General features: G+C 70.8%; 17 protein-coding genes and 1 pseudogene. 3 read left to right on the top strand and 15 right to left on the bottom strand.

All coding sequences use genetic code 11. The features are described from left to right. Nucleotide 1 precedes the first annotated feature (1 nt). The 5 genes from ACGFYY_RS03955 to ACGFYY_RS03935 are packed head-to-tail and all read right to left on the bottom strand — an operon-like array spanning nucleotide 2 to nucleotide 4,748. Nucleotides 2-721, bottom strand: coding sequence for a potassium-transporting ATPase subunit C (locus tag ACGFYY_RS03955; RefSeq protein ID WP_393706922.1), 720 nt, complete (start codon nucleotides 719-721; stop codon nucleotides 2-4). A gap of 22 nt (nucleotides 722-743) precedes the next feature. Then, nucleotides 744-2,849, bottom strand: a complete 2,106-nt coding sequence (gene kdpB / locus ACGFYY_RS03950; RefSeq protein WP_393706921.1) for a potassium-transporting ATPase subunit KdpB — start codon at nucleotides 2,847-2,849, stop codon at nucleotides 744-746. Beyond that, complete coding sequence (gene kdpA, locus ACGFYY_RS03945) at nucleotides 2,846-4,510, bottom strand: potassium-transporting ATPase subunit KdpA (protein WP_393706920.1); 1,665 nt, start codon at nucleotides 4,508-4,510, stop codon at nucleotides 2,846-2,848. The genes kdpB and kdpA overlap by 4 nt, the downstream gene beginning before the upstream one ends. Nucleotides 4,511-4,518: 8 nt before the next feature. Further along, nucleotides 4,519-4,608 (bottom strand): K(+)-transporting ATPase subunit F, encoded by a 90-nt coding sequence (gene kdpF / locus ACGFYY_RS03940; protein ID WP_037789535.1) that lies wholly within the window; start codon nucleotides 4,606-4,608, stop codon nucleotides 4,519-4,521. Continuing rightward, entirely contained in the window at nucleotides 4,605-4,748 is a 144-nt protein-coding gene (locus tag ACGFYY_RS03935; protein ID WP_365273833.1) for a hypothetical protein, read from the bottom strand. Before ACGFYY_RS03935 ends, kdpF begins: the two co-directional genes overlap by 4 nt. A gap of 210 nt (nucleotides 4,749-4,958) precedes the next feature. Here ACGFYY_RS03935 and ACGFYY_RS03930 point away from each other — a divergent pair, with 210 nt between their 5' ends. Both ACGFYY_RS03930 and ACGFYY_RS03925 read left to right on the top strand, forming a co-directional pair. Then, a complete protein-coding gene (locus ACGFYY_RS03930) occupies nucleotides 4,959-5,117 on the top strand; it encodes a hypothetical protein (protein WP_393706919.1) in 159 nt (52 codons plus the stop codon). Next, nucleotides 5,102-5,281 (top strand): annotated as a pseudogene (locus ACGFYY_RS03925) (hypothetical protein); the annotation flags it as partial. The gene ACGFYY_RS03930 and the pseudogene ACGFYY_RS03925, both read left to right, overlap by 16 nt. A gap of 198 nt (nucleotides 5,282-5,479) precedes the next feature. Here the strand turns inward: ACGFYY_RS03925 and ACGFYY_RS03920 are convergent. Continuing rightward, on the bottom strand, nucleotides 5,480-5,980 hold the full coding sequence (locus tag ACGFYY_RS03920) for a hemerythrin domain-containing protein (protein WP_393706918.1): 501 nt from the start codon (nucleotides 5,978-5,980) through the stop codon (nucleotides 5,480-5,482). Nucleotides 5,981-6,068: 88 nt separating this feature from the next. After that, nucleotides 6,069-6,995, bottom strand: a complete 927-nt coding sequence (locus tag ACGFYY_RS03915; RefSeq protein WP_393706917.1) for a LysR family transcriptional regulator — start codon at nucleotides 6,993-6,995, stop codon at nucleotides 6,069-6,071. 79 nt (nucleotides 6,996-7,074) lie between these two features. Here ACGFYY_RS03915 and ACGFYY_RS03910 point away from each other — a divergent pair, with 79 nt between their 5' ends. Continuing rightward, complete coding sequence (locus tag ACGFYY_RS03910) at nucleotides 7,075-7,803, top strand: hypothetical protein (protein WP_393706916.1); 729 nt, start codon at nucleotides 7,075-7,077, stop codon at nucleotides 7,801-7,803. A gap of 162 nt (nucleotides 7,804-7,965) precedes the next feature. Here ACGFYY_RS03910 and ACGFYY_RS03905 read toward each other — a convergent pair whose 3' ends face one another. The 8 genes from ACGFYY_RS03905 to ACGFYY_RS03870 all read right to left on the bottom strand — a co-directional run bounded on the left by ACGFYY_RS03905 (nucleotide 7,966) and on the right by ACGFYY_RS03870 (nucleotide 16,108). Beyond that, nucleotides 7,966-8,817: an ABC transporter ATP-binding protein gene (locus ACGFYY_RS03905; RefSeq protein WP_393706915.1), complete on the bottom strand. Its 852-nt coding sequence runs from the start codon at nucleotides 8,815-8,817 to the stop codon at nucleotides 7,966-7,968. Beyond that, nucleotides 8,814-9,827 carry an iron ABC transporter permease gene (locus ACGFYY_RS03900; protein WP_365273869.1) on the bottom strand — a complete coding sequence of 338 codons (1,014 nt, stop codon included), beginning with the start codon at nucleotides 9,825-9,827 and terminating at the stop codon, nucleotides 8,814-8,816. Before ACGFYY_RS03900 ends, ACGFYY_RS03905 begins: the two co-directional genes overlap by 4 nt. An 83-nt stretch (nucleotides 9,828-9,910) precedes the next feature. Continuing rightward, nucleotides 9,911-10,897, bottom strand: a complete 987-nt coding sequence (locus ACGFYY_RS03895) for an ABC transporter substrate-binding protein (RefSeq protein ID WP_393706914.1) — start codon at nucleotides 10,895-10,897, stop codon at nucleotides 9,911-9,913. Nucleotides 10,898-11,155: 258 nt separating this feature from the next. After that, nucleotides 11,156-11,614 carry an NADAR family protein gene (locus ACGFYY_RS03890; protein WP_393706913.1) on the bottom strand — a complete coding sequence of 153 codons (459 nt, stop codon included), beginning with the start codon at nucleotides 11,612-11,614 and terminating at the stop codon, nucleotides 11,156-11,158. A 64-nt stretch (nucleotides 11,615-11,678) separates the two neighbouring features. Beyond that, nucleotides 11,679-12,125 (bottom strand): acyl-CoA thioesterase, encoded by a 447-nt coding sequence (locus ACGFYY_RS03885; RefSeq protein WP_393706912.1) that lies wholly within the window; start codon nucleotides 12,123-12,125, stop codon nucleotides 11,679-11,681. Between the two features lie 114 nt (nucleotides 12,126-12,239). Continuing rightward, nucleotides 12,240-14,339: a xanthine dehydrogenase family protein molybdopterin-binding subunit gene (locus ACGFYY_RS03880; protein ID WP_393706911.1), complete on the bottom strand. Its 2,100-nt coding sequence runs from the start codon at nucleotides 14,337-14,339 to the stop codon at nucleotides 12,240-12,242. A gap of 87 nt (nucleotides 14,340-14,426) precedes the next feature. Next, complete coding sequence (locus tag ACGFYY_RS03875) at nucleotides 14,427-15,443, bottom strand: FAD binding domain-containing protein (RefSeq protein WP_393706910.1); 1,017 nt, start codon at nucleotides 15,441-15,443, stop codon at nucleotides 14,427-14,429. Continuing rightward, a complete protein-coding gene (locus ACGFYY_RS03870; protein WP_393706909.1) occupies nucleotides 15,440-16,108 on the bottom strand; it encodes a 2Fe-2S iron-sulfur cluster-binding protein in 669 nt (222 codons plus the stop codon). Before ACGFYY_RS03870 ends, ACGFYY_RS03875 begins: the two co-directional genes overlap by 4 nt. Nucleotides 16,109-16,119: the final 11 nt, after the last annotated feature.

Here is a 16,119-nt window from a genome sequence, read left to right as displayed (position 1 = left end):
GTCAGCTCCTGGTCAACGCCTTCAAGGCGATGTTGAGTTCGAGCACGTCGACGCGGGGTTCGCCCATGAAGCCGAGGGTGCGGCCGGTCGTGTGGTCGGCGACGAGCTTCTCGACCCGTTCGACGTCGAGCTTGTTCCGCTCGGCGACCCGGTGGACCTGGAGCTCGGCGTACGCGGGGGAGATGTGCGGGTCGAGGCCCGAGCCGGAGGAGGTCACGGCGTCGGCCGGCACGTCCTCGGGCTCGACCCGGTGGCCGGTGGTGGAGTTGTCGGCGACGACGGCGTCCCTGGCGGCGATGACCTGGGCGCAGAGGGTGCCCTCCTCGGCGTCCTCGGCGCACCGGCCGTGCACGGCGCCGTTGTCGGCGGAGCGGTTGGTGGCGCCGGAGAGGAGCAGCGTGTACCGGGTGTTCACGCTGTTGGAGCCGAGACCGTTCGAGGGGCGCGGCTGGAACCACTTGAGGTCCGGCTTCGCGGCCTCTTCGGCGTCGTCCGGGTCGTGCTTCGGCAGGTTGTAGGTCTGCCCGATCAGTGAGGAGCCGACGACCTGGCCGCTGCTCCGGTCCTTGATCTCCGATCCGTCGGCCTTGTCTTCGAAGAGGGCCTGGGCGATGCCGGTGACGGCCAGCGGGTAGACGATGCCGCAGAGCACGGTCAGGACGAGCAGGGCTCGCAGTCCGGCACCCAGCAACCGCGCTGTGTTGCGTACGGAGTTGTTCATCACGGATCAACACGTTCCTAATTCAGGCGAGCCCGGGGATGAGGGAGATGAGCAGGTCGATGAGCTTGATGCCGATGAACGGGGCGATCAGACCGCCCACCCCGTAGAGGCCGAGGTTGCGCCGGAGCATCCTGTCGGCGCTGGTCGGCCGGTACCGGACGCCCTTGAGGGCGAGCGGGACCAGCGCGATGATGATCAGCGCGTTGAAGACGACGGCGGAGAGGATCGCCGACTCGGGCGAGGACAGGCCCATGATGTTGAGCCTGTCGAGGCCCGGGTGGACGACGGCGAACATGGCCGGGATGATCGCGAAGTACTTGGCGACGTCGTTGGCGATGGAGAACGTGGTCAGCGCGCCTCGGGTGATGAGGAGTTGCTTGCCGATCTCGACGATCTCGATGAGCTTGGTGGGGTCGGAGTCCAGGTCCACCATGTTCCCGGCCTCCTTGGCGGCCGAGGTTCCGGTGTTCATGGCCACGCCGACGTCGGCCTGGGCGAGGGCCGGGGCGTCGTTCGTACCGTCGCCCGTCATCGCGACGAGTTTGCCGCCGGCCTGCTCCCGCTTGATGAGGGCCATCTTGTCCTCGGGGGTGGCCTCGGCGAGGAAGTCGTCGACCCCGGCCTCCGTGGCGATGGCCTTCGCGGTCAGCGGGTTGTCGCCCGTGATCATGACCGTCCTGATGCCCATGCGGCGGAGCTCGTCGAACCGTTCGCGCATGCCCTCCTTGACGACGTCCTTGAGGTGGATGACCCCGAGGACGCGGGCCCCCCGCTCGTCCTCCACCGCCACCAGGAGCGGCGTACCGCCGGCCTCGGAGATCCGGTCGGCGAGGCGGTCGGCGTCGTCGGAGACCCGGCCGCCCCGCTCCCCGACCCAGGCGACGACCGAGCCGGCCGCGCCCTTGCGGGTCCTCCCGCCGTCGACGTCGACACCCGACATACGGGTCTGTGCGGTGAAGGCGATCCACTCGGCGCCGGTGAGTTCGCCCTGGTGGCGCTCGCGCAGCCCGTACTTCTCCTGCGCGAGGACGACGACGGAACGGCCCTCGGGGGTCTGGTCCGCGAGGGAGGAGAGCTGGGCGGCGTAGGCGAGTTCGGCCTCGGTGGTGCCCTCGACCGGAACGAACTCGGCGGCCTGGCGGTTGCCGAGCGTGATGGTTCCGGTCTTGTCGAGCAGCAGTGTGGAGACGTCGCCGGCGGCCTCGACCGCCCGGCCGGACGTGGCCAGCACATTGCGCTGGACCAGCCGGTCCATGCCCGCGATGCCGATCGCGGAGAGGAGCGCGCCGATCGTGGTGGGGATCAGGCAGACCAGCAGGGCCGTCAGCACGATCATGGACTGCTCGGCGCCCGCGTAGATCGCGAACGGCTGCAGGGTGACCACGGCCAGCAGGAACACGATCGTGAGGGACGCGAGCAGGATGTTCAGCGCGATCTCGTTGGGCGTCTTCTGTCGGGCGGCGCCCTCGACGAGGGCGATCATCCGGTCGATGAAGGTCTCGCCCGGCTTTGTCGTGATCTTGATGACGACCCGGTCGGAGAGGACCCTCGTGCCACCCGTCACCGCCGAGCGGTCGCCGCCCGATTCGCGGATCACCGGCGCGGACTCACCCGTGATGGCGGATTCGTCGACGGACGCGACGCCTTTCACGACGTCACCGTCGCCGGGGATGATGTCGCCGGCCTCGCAGACCACCAGGTCGCCGATGCGCAGCTCGGTGCCGGGGACCCGCTCCTCGCCGCGGCCGTCCTGGACCAGGCGGCGGGCGACGGAGTCGGTCTTGGCCTTGCGGAGGGTGTCTGCCTGAGCCTTGCCGCGGCCCTCGGCGACGGCTTCGGCGAGGTTGGCGAAGATCGTGGTCAGCCACAGCCAGCCGGTGATCGCCCAGCCGAACCCGTTCGTCGGGTCCACGCACGCGAGGGCGGTGGTGACCACCGAGCCGATCAGCACCACGAACATGACCGGGGACTTGATCATGATGCGTGGGTCGAGCTTGCGCACCGCGTCGGGGAAGGAACGCAGCAGCTGCTCGGGGTCGAACAGGCCACCGCCCACGCGTCCGCCGTCCGGCTTGTGGCCGGTGGGCACGTCCTGGTGCGGAGCCCTGGTGGGCGTGACGGTGCTCATGATGCGAGCCCTTCGGCGAGCGGTCCCAGCGCGAGGGCCGGGAAGTAGGTCAGACCGGTGATGATGAGGATCGTGCCGACGAGCAGGCCCGAGTAGAGCGGCTTGTCGGTGCGCAGGGTGCCCACCGTGTCCGGTACGGGCTTCTGCTCGGCCAGCGAGCCGGCCAGGGCGAGGACGAACACCATGGGCAGGAAGCGGCCCAGCAGCATGGCGATGCCGATGGTCGAGTTGAACCACTGGGTGTCGGCGTTCAGGCCCGCGAAGGCGGAGCCGTTGTTGTTGGCGCCCGAGGTGTAGGCGTAGAGGATCTCCGAGAAGCCGTGCGCGCCGGAGTTCGTCATCGAGTGGCCCGGGGTGGGCAGGGCCATCGCCGCGGCGGTGAAGCACAGCACGAGCGCCGGGGTGATCAGGATGTAGCAGGCGGCGAGCTTGATCTCGCGGGTGCCGATCTTCTTGCCCAGGTACTCGGGCGTGCGGCCGACCATCAGACCGGCGATGAACACCGCGATGATCGCCATGATCAGCATGCCGTAGAGGCCGGATCCGACACCACCGGGCGCGATCTCGCCGAGCTGCATGCCCAGCATGGTGATGCCGCCGCCGAAGCCGGTGTAGGAGGAGTGGAAGGAGTTGACCGCGCCCGTGGACGTCAAGGTGGTGGCCACGGCGAAGATCGACGAACCGCCGATGCCGAAGCGGGTCTCCTTGCCCTCCATCGCCCCGCCCGCGACGTCGAGGGCCGGACCGTGGTGCGCGAACTCGGTCCACATCATCAGCGCGGTGAAACCGAGCCAGATGACGCCCATCGTCGCGAGGATCGCGTAGCCCTGCTTGACCGAGCCGACCATCTTGCCGAAGGTGCGGGTCATCGCGAAGGGGATGACCAGGATCAGGAAGATCTCGAACAGGTTCGAGAAGGGCGTCGGGTTCTCGAAGGGGTGGGCGGAGTTGGCGTTGAAGTAGCCGCCGCCGTTCGTGCCGAGTTCCTTGATGACCTCCTGGGAGGCCACGGCCCCGCCGTTCCACTGCTGCGTTCCGCCCATGAACTGCCCGACCTCGTGGATCCCGGCGAAGTTCTGGATGACGCCGCAGGCGACCAGCACGACCGCGCCGATCACGGAGAGGGGCAGCAGGATGCGGACGGTGCCGCGGACCAGGTCGGCCCAGAAGTTGCCGAGCTCCCCGGTACGGGAGCGTGCGAATCCCCGTACGAGAGCCACGGCGACGGCCATGCCGACGGCGGCGGAGACGAAGTTCTGGACCGCGAGGCCGCCGGTCTGTACGACGTGACCCATGGCCTGCTCGCCGTAGTACGACTGCCAGTTGGTGTTGGCCACGAAGGACGCGGCGGTGTTGAAGGCCTGGTCGGGGTCGATGGAGGAGAAGCCGAGCGAGCCGGGCAGGCTGCCCTGCACGCGCTGCATCAGGTAGAGGAAGAGGACGCTCACGGCGGAGAAGGCCAGGACACCGCGCAGGTAGGCGGGCCAGCGCATCTCCGCGTCCGGGTCGGCGCCGATGGCCCGGTAGATCCACTTCTCCGGTGCGTGGTGCCTGTCGGAGGAGTAGACGCGGGCCATGTGGTCACCCAGGGGGCGGTAGGCCAGGGCCAGCGCGGCGATCAGCGCGAGCAACTGGAGCACACCAGCGATGACGGGGCTCATATCGGTGCTCAGAACCTCTCCGGATACACAAGGGCGAGGACGAGGTAACCCAGCAGGGAGACGGCCACGACGAGGCCGACGATGTTTTCGGCGTTCACAGCTTGGTCACCCCTCGGGCGATGAGAGTCACCAGCGCGAAGACCGCGATCGTGGTGACGACGAAGGCCAGATCGGCCATCGTGAGCTCCTGGATGCAGTGGATGAAATGAAATCGGCCAACCGGCCGATGTCGAGACAACCGCGTCCACGGCCCGGTGTTAAGACGCATTGACGCTGTCCATACGGGCGCGGGGAGACTCTTGACGCCGTCCTGATGGGAAGGGCCGGAGAAGCCCGCTCCGCCGCCGCATCACGTCCGACACGCACCGACGCACCTCTGACGGGCGATGGCGTGCGGTACGCCACAGATGCCGTCCATCCGCGTTGCGGACACGTCAGGATCTGGCCCTTGACGTGCGGAAACGGCCTGGCTGCCTGCGTCGGCCCAGCCGTCGTCGTCACCGTCGACGGCTGGTTCTTCGCCGTACGACAGGAGCTCCCCACGATGGCCACCCCGGCCCGCTCCGCGCGCCTGCGCGCCTGCGCGCGGGGATGCTGGACGGCTTGACCGCCGAGAAAGGTTCACCCGCCGCCAAGGAGGCTGTGGCCCAGCCCCACCAGCGCCCGTGGTGGCGGGTCATGTGCCTGACGGGTCCGGACTACTTCTCCACCCTCGGCCACCAGCCTGGTAACGCGTTCCTCGCGGCCGGTCTGCTGAGAGCTCCAGCATCCCCAACGCGCCGGCCGCGCTCCTGCCGCACGGACGCGACGAGACCGGCCGGCGGCCGCACATTCACGTCGAGTGGACTGGACCGAGGGCAACCCGATGGCATCCGCGAGGCGGAGCCGGACCGCAACCTCCGCCCGCACGTGCATGCCGGCCGAGCCGTCGCCGCGGCGGGCGGGGGTGCGTCCTCGTCGAGCCTGAGCTCAGCCGTTGACCAGGGCGCGTACGCTCTCGACGCTTCCGCAGTCCGAGGCGAGCTGCTTCTCGCGTTCCTGGAGGAAGGCGACACCCAGCTCGGCGCGGCGCTCGTCGGGGACGTTCTCCCGCGCGCCGTTGAGGATCGTCCGCTCCTCCTCGTCGAGGTGGTGCGTGACCGCCTTGACCAGATCTTCGAGCCGCTCGTCCCACTCCTCGGAGCCGACGTTCTCCACCTCGAGCAGCTTCAGCAGGGCCTCGTTGCCCTCGGCGTGTTCCTCGGCGCCGTGTTCCACTTCCTCGTTCTCGATGTCCCGGAATCGCTTCAGGGCGCCGTACACCTCGCTCTCCTCCGCCTCCCCATGGGCGATGAGCAGCGCCGAGAACTCCGCCAGTGCCGCGCCGCGGTCGGCTTCCACGCTCCGCATGCGACGGAACAGCTCCTCCATGGTCCGGTGATCCTCAAGGATCACCGCGACGACGTCCTTGCCCTGGTTCGCGTCCGACATGTGACCGACCTCCTCCGCCAGATTCCGTGATGAGCGCTTGCTCCCTCACGGGTACTTGAAACGCCCGACCGAGGTGGGAAGTAATGGGTCACACCCGGTCCGGTGGCGGGCAGGCGGCCCGTCCGCCGTCCTGGGCGGCCGTGCGCAGTGCCGCGATGACGGCGGTGGTGGTCGGGTTCGCGTTCCCGGTATGACGGGTCGCGGCGAACAGGACGCGTCGGATCGGGTGGTCCGCGATGGGGGCCGTACGGATTCCGGATGCGTCCGGGTCGAGGGCCGTGCGCGGGACGAGCGCGGTGGCGAGCCCGGCCCGTACGAGCGTGAGCTGGGCGGCGATGTCGGCGGTGAGGTAGCGGGGTACGGGAGTGAAGCCGGCCCGGCGGCAGCCTTGCAGGACGGCCTGTCCGCATTCCGTGGTCGGCGGTGGTACGGCGAGATCGTGCGCGGCCAGTTCCCGTAGGGCGACGGGCCGGTCGTCGCCTCGGTCGGCGGCGGTGACGACGAGCAGCGGATCGTCGAGCAGGGGCGAGACGTCGATGCCTCCAGGGGTCGCGTCGGGCGTGTGGTGATAGCGCTGCCCCAGCACCACGTCGACGGTGCCCAGGGCGAGCTCGCGTAGTTGTGCCTGGTCGGTCAGGGAACAGGTCACGGTGAGCTGCGGATGACGCACGGCGAGCGCGGTGAGGGCGGGGGCCACGATCCTCGCGACGGTGGACGGCAGCGCGGCGAGTGTGGCGGTGGCGCCGACCGTGCCCTTGACCGCCGCGATGGCGCTCTCGGCCTCCTCCATGGCGCGGAGGATCCGGTCGGCGTGTTCGAGGAGGACACGGCCGGCCTCCGTCAGCGCGACGGTGCGCCCGTCGGGGCGCAGCAGGTCGACTCCCACGTCGGCCCGCAGAGCGGCCAGCTGCTGGGAGACGGCGCCGGCGGTGAGCGAGAGGGAATGGGCGGCCGCGGTGATGGAGCCCCGGGCGGCGACGGTCTTGAGCATGTACAGGCGACGGACGTCGAGCATGACTCGATAGTTTAGCTAAAGCCTTCCATCAGAAAAGAGCCCCTTGACCTAATGGATTGTGAGGGGCGACCTTCAGGCCATGGAAATCTCCCAGTGCATCGCCGCCGTGGCCCGTCCGCTCCACGATTTCGGCGACGAGTTCATGTCCGACGGGGCGACCGCCGACCTCGGTCTGCGTGCCGGCTTCGCCCCCGGCCGTGGCTTCTACTGCCGCGGACGCTTCGGAGTGCTCGGCGAGGCGCCGGTCGCGGTGGTCCAAGCGGTTCAGGGATTCCTCGGCCCCCGGCTGGTGACGACCGGCTGGCTGGCGGGCCGGCCCGTGATGCCGGCGGCGGAGGCCGCCGCCTGCTACGCGCGGGCCGTCCACGCGTGGGGACGCACGCACATCCCCGCCGACGTCGACGTGGAGCATTTCAACCACCTGGCCCAGCGGCTGATCGAGGCCGCCGACGCCGACGCACTGCCCCTGTTCGCCGGCTGGCGCGCGCAGGCATGCCCCGACGACGACCCCGCCGGCGCGGCCATGCAGCGGATCCACGTACTACGCGAACACCGGGGCGCCTGCCATCTGGTGGCGGTGCGCCGGTGCGGGCTGAGCGCCGCGGAAGCCATGGTCGTCAACCTCGGCGTCGAGCAGGCAGCCCACTACGGCTGGCCGGACCCGCGGCCCCTCGACGCGACCGGGATCCCGCGCCGGCAGCGCGCCGAACGGATCACCGACGAGATGCAGATGCCGCTCTACGCCCGTCTGACCGACCGGGAGCGCACCGACTTCGCCCGACTCGTCGAAGCCCTGACCACCCCCTGACGGGCGGGCCGGTACGGCCATCGGCGACGCCCCGTTCTCGCACGAGCGATGGTCCTTGCGCCATGGAGCGGCGGCGGGCGAGCACGACCGAACACCGCCGACGAGCGGCCCGAGGCGGACGCGACGTCATTGACCTCACGTCCGCCCGTGGGCCCCGCCGGCTCACCGTGCCCGGTCGGTCGCCATCCCTCCGCCCGATCGATCCGTGCGCGGGTGATCGGCCCCGGTGAGCACGGTGACTTGGGGGATTCCGGTGCCCGGATGGAGGGACACCTCCGCCTCGACACGGTAGATCTCGGCCAGCAGGTCCGAGGTGAGAACCTCCCGCGGGGTTCCGATCGTGACCGTGCGACCGCCATCCATCACACAGATCCGGTCGCAGAAGGTCGCGGCGAGGTTGAGGTCGTGCAGGGCGATGACGGCGGTGACCCCGACCCGGCGGACGAGTCGGAGCGCGTCGAGTTGATGCCGTAGGTCGAGGTGGTTCGTCGGCTCGTCCAGCACCATCGTCCCGGTGCGCTGGGCCAAGGCGCGGGCGATCAGGACCCGTTGCTTCTCGCCACCCGACAGCCGGTCGAACGGGGCGTGTGCCAGGGCGTCGACATCGAGCTCCGCCAGCGAGCCCATGATGACGTCGCGGTCCTCGGCGTCGTCGCCCGCGAAGGCGCGCTTGTGCGGGGTGCGCCCCATCGCCACCACGTCGTGGACGGTGAGCTCGAAATCCCCCGCGCTTTCCTGGAGTACGGCGGCGAGGCGCCGCGCGAGACGCTTGCCGGTCATCCGCCACACGTCCTCGCCGTCGAGGAGGACACGTCCGGAGGTGGGCCGCAGCGCACGGTAGAAGGTGCGCAGCAGGGTGGACTTGCCGGCGCCGTTGGGACCTACGAGCGCCAGCACCTCGCCGGGTGCGACGTGCAGGGAGACCCGGTCGACGAGGGTCCGGCCGTTCGCCACGACGGTGACGTCCTCGGCGGAGAGGGCGCCGGGCTCGGGTATCGCGCCGTCGGTCATCATGTGGCCTTCCGTCGCATCAGCCAGAGGAAGAACGGGCCGCCGACCAGGGCGGTGAGGATGCCGACCGGTATCTCCTCCGGGCTCATCAGGGTGCGCGCCCCCAGGTCGGCGGCGATCAGGAAGGTCGCACCGAGGAGGGCTGCGGCGGGCAGCGCGCGACGGTGGTCGGCGCCCACGAGCAGGCGTACGACGTGCGGCATGATCAGGCCGACGAAGCCGATCTGGCCACTGACGGCGACGATGGTGCCGATCATCAGGGCGACCAGGACGAACAGCGCGCCGCGGAAGCGGTGGACGTCCAGGCCGAGCGCCGCGGCGGCCTCCTCCCCGGCCAGCAGCAGGTTGAGCGAACGGCAGACACCGAGCAGGACGGCTGTGCCGAGCACGACGGCGCCGACGGGGATCCACACCGTCGTCCAGGTGGTGCCGGCCAGCCCGCCGAGCATCCAGCGCAGGGCCGATTGCGTCTTCTGCGGGTCGTTGGAGGTGACGATCAGGAAGCTCGCCACCGCGGAGAGGACCTCGGCCGTCGCGACCCCCGCCAGTACCAGCCGTACGGTGGTCATCCGTCCGCCGGTCCGGGCCAGGAAGTACACGGCGACGAGAGCCGCCAGGGCGCCGCAGAACGCCGCCACGGGCAGGGAGAACATCCCGAACACGGTCACGTGGAAGACGAGGACCAGCACCGCGCCGACCGACGCGCCCGAGGAGACCCCCAGCAGCATCGGGTCGGCCAGCGGATTGCGGACCACGGCCTGCAGCGCCATGCCGGCCACCGACAGGCCCGCGCCCACCACACCGGCCAGCAGTACGCGGGGGAGCCGGACATCGACGACGATCGTCTCCCGGACCGGGCTCCAGGTCGGCTCGGCCGGTGCGAGGTGCACCCGATGCAGCAGAATGGCCCACACCTGGTCCGCCGGGACGCTGATCGAACCGATCGCGATGCCGGCCGTCACCGTGGCCGCCAGCAGCCCGCCCAGGACCACGAGCAGCAGGGGGTAGGGGATGGTCCGACGGCGGACGTCGCCCGCCGTGGGTGCCGCTCGGGGGTCGGTCCGGGCGGCGGTCCCTCGTACGTCCCTCACCTCGGTCACCGGAACCGGTCCGGGTGGATCTGGCGGGCCAGCGATTCGACGGCCGCCGGAACGCGGACACCGAGCACGGTCGACGACAGCGGGAGCACCGCGAACCGCTGGTTCTTGATCGCGGGCACGTCCTTGAGGGCCGGGTGGGCGAGGAGGAACTTCTTCTTGTCCTCCACGGGCTGGTCACCGTAGTCGTAGATGACGACGACCTCGGGCGCGCGCTCGGCCACCTGCTCGAACGACACGTCACCGAAGGGCTTGTCCACGTCGGCGAAGAGGTTGACCCCGCCGGCCCGCCGGATCAGTTCGTCGCCGATGCCCTTACCGCCCGCCGTGAAGGCGGTCTTGTCGCCGCTGTCGTAGACGAAGAGCTTGACCGGGGCGACGCCGGCCAGCTTGCCGTCGACCTGGTCGAGGGTGCCGTGCAGCTTGTCGACCTGCTGTTCGGCCCGTTCTGGGACGCCGAAGATCTTCGCGACGGTGCGGATCTCCTCGTCGATGGTGGCCATGGTCACCAACCCGCCAGGGCATGCCTCGATGTTGAGGTGGGTGTTGATCCCGGCCTTGGTGAAGGCAGGGCGGCCGCGGCCCTCCTTCTCGGCGAAGGTGGAGGTGAAGCCGCCGTAGACGAAGTCCGGTTCGGCGGCCAGCAGCGTCTCGAAGGACGGGTACTCCTTCGACAGCACCTTCACCGAGTCGAACGCGGCCTGGTACTCCGGCAGGATCTTGTCGTCGAGATAGCCGGTACCGACCATCGACCTCTCCAGCCCCAGGCTCAGCATCACCTCGGTCGCGTGTTGGTTCAGGGAGACCGCTCGCTGCGGGGGCCGCTGATAGGTGGACTGCACACCGCAGTTGGACAGCGTGACGGGAAATCCTTGCGCCGCCGGCCCCGACGCGGCGGTGTGGTCCGCCGCCTGGCCGCCGCAGCCCGCGACGAGCAGTGCCACGGCCACGGCCGACAGCGAAGACAGCGGGCGTGTGCCCCTCATGTGGTGGATCCTCTCACCAGGTCTTTCGGATGGTCACGAAGGGCAGCGGGCACTGACCTTCCGACCGATGCATGTTGCAAGTTATGTGCAATTCCGAAGAACCTGCAATAAGAGGCCTGGCGTACCGGGCTCCCGCGCCAGGATCCGACGATCCGACAGAGGCGGCCTGGCGGCAGGGGTAAGTGAAGAACCGGCCGACCGGCTGCTCCGCTGAGGGATGTCCCGGAGTCGCCGGCCGCGGCCCGACCGCGGGGACGTTCACCGACCCGCGTCACCGAGTTCGGCGAGGAGCCGGCCGCGCGTACGCATCAGGATCCGGCCGAGCATGTTCTTGCCGGTCCCTGTCCGACCACGGCCCCAGTAGTGGTCGGTCGTCGTGTCCTCGACGATCTCCTCGTCACCCGTGGCCAGCAGGATCGCGCCGATGTCGCTGTGCGTGCGGAACTTGGCCGCCACGGCGCGGCGCATCACGTCGTCCTTCACCCGTTCCCAGTCACGCCGCATCGGCTTCGACCGGTCGCGGCCCAACTGCGCCGCGCGCAGCGGGGTGCCGGCCCGGCGGATGAGTTCGGCGTGACGCGTTCCGATGAACTTCTGTGCCTGGAAGTAGTGTTCCGTGGTCGGCCACCAGTGCCCGTCGAGGTCCACGCCGTGCGCGGAGAAGTTGGAGAAGCAGCCGTAGGGAACTTCCTCGGCGCCGTAGAAGTAGATCGTCATACGAACCTCGTGGCAGGGACGGGAACCGCACCGTGTCAGGAGCCTGCCCGCGGCCGCAACCGACTTACCGGGCCGGGTCCTCCATGAGGCCACGCGCGGTTTCCCGCAGCTCGTCGCTGAAGGCCAGGGGCTTCAGCGTGTCCGGATCCACCCGGATCTGCACCCGATGGCCGTGGGCGTGAACACAACGGCCCTCGTCGGATCTCACCTGGAACGCGTACACCACGCTGGTGCGGCCGAGCCGTGCAATCCGGAACCACACGTCCACGCCCCCCGTGCCCCGGATCGGAGCCTCGTATCGGATGAGGAATTCGCGGACGACGAGATGGGTATCGCGATAGCGCGAGCGATCAGGATCCATGCTCCATCCCTCGCCTTGCCAAAAGGCCGTGACGGCTCGCTCGACGAAGAGTGCGTAGCGCGAGTTGTGGACCATTCCCAGCGGATCCAGGTCGTCGAAATGAACCTGGACCGGTCGGGTGCGTCCCGCTTCGGCGGGCAGTTCCCGCATGACCTGTCTCCCCCTGTCGCCGCGTCTTCCGGGTCCGGGGCGATGCGACGCCCCGCCACAGGTGACCACGGTTGCCGGGTGGTGCGCGTGAGTGGTCGCTACTCAACTCGGCGCTCAGGAGTTCCCGCGCAGGGCGGTCAGCACGCGGTCGGGCGTCAGGGGCAGTTCGCGCAGGCGGTGTCCCGTGGCGCGGGCGACGGCGTTGCCGAGGGCGGCGGCCGTGCCGACGATGCCGATCTCCCCGATCCCCTTGCTGCCCATCGGGTTGAGGTGCTTGTCGTGTTCGTCGATCCAGTGGGTCTCGATGTCCGGCACGTCCGCGTGCACGGGAACGTGATAGGCCGCCAGGTCGCTCTCGGTGAAGTCGCCGAACACCGGGTCCATCGTGCTGTGTTCGGTCAGTGCCATGCCGAGCCCCATCACCATGGCGCCCTGGAACTGCGAGCGCGCGGTGCGCGGGTTCAGGATGCGGCCTGCGGCGAAGACGCCGAGCAGGCGTCGGACCCGTACCTCTCCGGTGACGGTGTCGACCGCGACCTCGGCGAAGTGGGCGCCGAACGCGTGCCGGGCGTAGGGGGACTTCTGCTTGGCCGACTGCGTGGTGTCCGCCGACCCGGACAGTCCCTCGGCCGGCAGTGGCCCGTGGTGGCCCTCCAGCCGAGCGGTCAGGGCGACGCAGGCGTCGTGGACGGCCCATCCCCAGGACGCCGTGCCGGAGGAACCTCCGGCGAGGGACGCCGCGGGGAGCCCCGTGTGCCCGATGGCGATGTCGACGCGGCCGACCGGGACCCGTAGGGCATCGGCGGCCACCTGGGCCAGGACGGTACGGGCGCCCGTCCCGATGTCGGTGGCGTTGATCTCGACCAGGAAGCGGCCGTCGGGACGCGCGTGCGCGCGGGCGGTGGAGGGGGCGACCAGGACGGGGTAGGTGGCGGAGGCCACCCCGGCGCCGATCAGGTACGGCCCCTCGTGCCGGGGAGTGCGACGGTTCGCCCAGTCGAACCGTTCGGCTCCTTCGCGCAGGCACTCCACCAGGTGGCGGCTGCTGAAGGGACGGCCGCTGTCGGGTTCGGACGCGGGTTCGTTGCGTACCCGCAGTTCGATCGGGTCGATGCCGAGCGCGTCGGCCAGTTCGTCCATCGCCGATTCCAGGGCGTACATGCCGGGGGCTTCCCCGGGCGCGCGCATCCACGACGGGGTCGGCACGTCGAGTGCGACGGCGCGGTGCGTGGTGCGGACGTCCGGCACCGCGTACATGACACGTGCGGGTACGGCGGCCTGCTCGACGAACTCGCGGATCCGCGAGGTGTGGGTGGTGACCTCGTGGGTGAGGGCGGTGAGGGTGCCGTCGGCGCGGGCGCCCAGCGAGATCCGGTGCAGGGTGGGCGCGCGGTGGCCGACGGTCGCGGGCAGGTGGCCGCGGGGGAGAGCGAGTTTGACGGGCCGCTCGTAGTGGCGCGCGGCCATCGCCGCCAGGACCACGTGGGGGCGCGGGGTGCCCTTGGCGCCGAAGCCACCTCCGACGTGCTCGGAGACGACCGTGATGGCGTCCTGCGGGAGCTCGAACAGGGAGGCCAGCGCGGCGCGGACGGGCCCCGCCCCCTGGCTGGAGTCGTGCACGGTCAGGTGGTGGCGGTCGGCGTCCCAGTCGGCGGTGGCGGCGTGCGGTTCCATGGGGTGGTTGTGGAGGGGCGGCACCGCGTACGCGCAGTCGACCCGTACGGGTGCCGCGGCCAGGGCGGAGTCCGGGTCGCCCTGCTCGCGGTGGCCGGGGTGCCCCCCGTTCGCCTCCTCGGGGGTGTAGACGTCGGGGTGGTCCGTGCGCAGGGTGACGTCGTGCGGTTCACTCGCATACGTGACCCTCACCGCGGAGGCGGCGGCGCGCGCCCCTTCGAGGGTGTCGGCGACCGCGAGGGTCACGTACCAGCCGCGATGGGGGACCCGGGGGTCCTGGAGCTGTTGCAGCGTCGGGTCCTCGGAGGCGCCGAGGCGCGGCGCGTCGAACGGGGTGAGGACGCCGATGACGCCGGGCAGGGCGACGGCCGCGGAGGCGTCGACGGCGCTGACGCGGCCGCCGGCGACGGTCGCGGGTACCGGCCAGGCGTAGGCGCAGCCGGGCGGGGTGTGCTCGGCGGCGTAGCGGGCGACGCCCGTGACCTTCTCGCGGCCCTCCCGCCGGGGCACGGGGCTGCCGAGGGCGTTCGTGGCGTGCATGACGCTCCCTGTCTGGTCGATTCGGCGCGGATCGGCACGGATCGGCGCGGATCCGTGCGCGGGGAAGGAGGGCGGGTCGGCGGACGGCTACGGCAGCCGCGCGGGAGGCTGCCCACCGGCGGCGCGCGCCAGACCTGTGAGCGCGTCACGGGCGAGGTCGCGGGCGAGCCCGACTTTGAACGCGTTGCCGGGCAGCGGCCGCGCCCGCGCCAACTCGGCGTCCATCGCCCGGTCCACGGTCTCTTCGGTGAGCGGCGCACCCGCCAGCAGCCCTTCGGCGACAGTGGCGCGCCAGGGCCGGTGGGCGAGCCCGCCGAACGCCAGGGCGACGTGCCGGACCCGGCCGTCGGCGAGTTCCAGCACGGCGGCGACCGACACGAGGGCGAAGGCGTACGAGGCCCTGTCGCGGGCCTTGCGGTACCGGGAGACGGCCCCGGTCGTCGCCGGGGGCAGGACCACGGCGGTGACGATCTCCCCGGGGCGGATGACGGTGTCCTGCTCGGGCTCGTTTCCGGGCAGGCGGTGGAACGCGGTCGCCGCGATCTGCCGGGGTCCCTCCTCGTCGCCGTACAGCTCGATCCCGGCATCCAGCGCGGCGAGTGCCACGGCCATGTCGGAGGGGTGCGTGGCGACACAGTGCTCGGAGTGACCGAGGACGGCGAGGTCGCGGTGCGTGCTGTCGAGGGCGCCGCAGCCGGTGCCCGCCTCGCGCTTGTTGCAGGGTTTGGACACGTCCTGGAAGTACGGGCACCGGGTGCGCTGGAGCAGGTTCCCACCGGTGGTGGCCACATTGCGCAGCTGTCCGGACGCACCGGCGAGCAGGGCCTGGGACAGCGCGGGGTAGCGGCTCCGTACGAGGGGGTGCGCGGCCAGGTCGGCGTTGCGCACGGTGGCTCCGATGCGGAGTCCTCCCGCGGGCAGCTCCTCGACCTGGTTCAGCGGCAGCCGGGAGAGGTCGATGAGGGTGGTCGGCGTTTCGACGTCGTGCTTCATGAGGTCGACGAGGTTGGTGCCACCACCGAGGTACCGGGAGCCCGGTCGGCGGGCGTGGGCGTCCACGGCTTCCTGGAGGCTGGTCGCCCGGACGTAGGCGAAGGGCTTCACACGATCACATCCCGGCCCGCAGCGGTGGCCGGCGGGGAAGAATCGGTGGCGTGGGCGCCGTTCGGTTCCCCGCCCACCACGCCCACCGCGCCCGCCTCGGCGACGGCTGCGACGATCCCGTTGTAGGCGCCGCACCGGCAGAGGTTCCCGCTGAGCCGCTCGCGGATCTCCTCGGCGGTCAGGGCGACGGGACCGGCCGGTGCCGCCGTATCGGTGACGTGCGAGGGGTGCCCGTCGGCGGCCTCGTGGAGGACGCCGACGGCGGAGCACAGCTGCCCCGGTGTGCAGTAGCCGCACTGGAAGGCGTCGTGCGTGAGGAAGGCCCGCTGGAGCGGGTGCAGCGATCCGTCCGCGTCGGCCAGACCTTCGACGGTGGTGACCTCGCTCCCGTCCTGGGCCACGGCGAGCAGGAGGCAGCTGTTGGCGCGCCGGCCGTCCACGAGGACGGTGCAGGCGCCGCACTGGCCGTGGTCGCAGCCCTTCTTGGTCCCGGTCAGCTCCAGGGTCTCGCGCAGCGCGTCGAGCAGGGTGACGCGGTGGTCCACGTCGAGGTCACGGTCCGTGCCGTTGACGCGGAGCACGATCGTCGAACGGTGACCACCGTCCGCGGGACCCGACGCGGGCGGCCCGCCGCCCGGTCCGGGTCCGGAACCGCCTCGACGCATGGGTGGTGCTC

Origin of the sequence: Streptomyces sp. NPDC048331 (genome assembly GCF_043201215.1) — a bacterium.
GTDB lineage: Bacteria > Actinomycetota > Actinomycetes > Streptomycetales > Streptomycetaceae > Streptomyces.
Note: the sequence above shows the minus strand (reverse complement) of the source record. Positions and strands in the feature narration are given on the sequence as shown.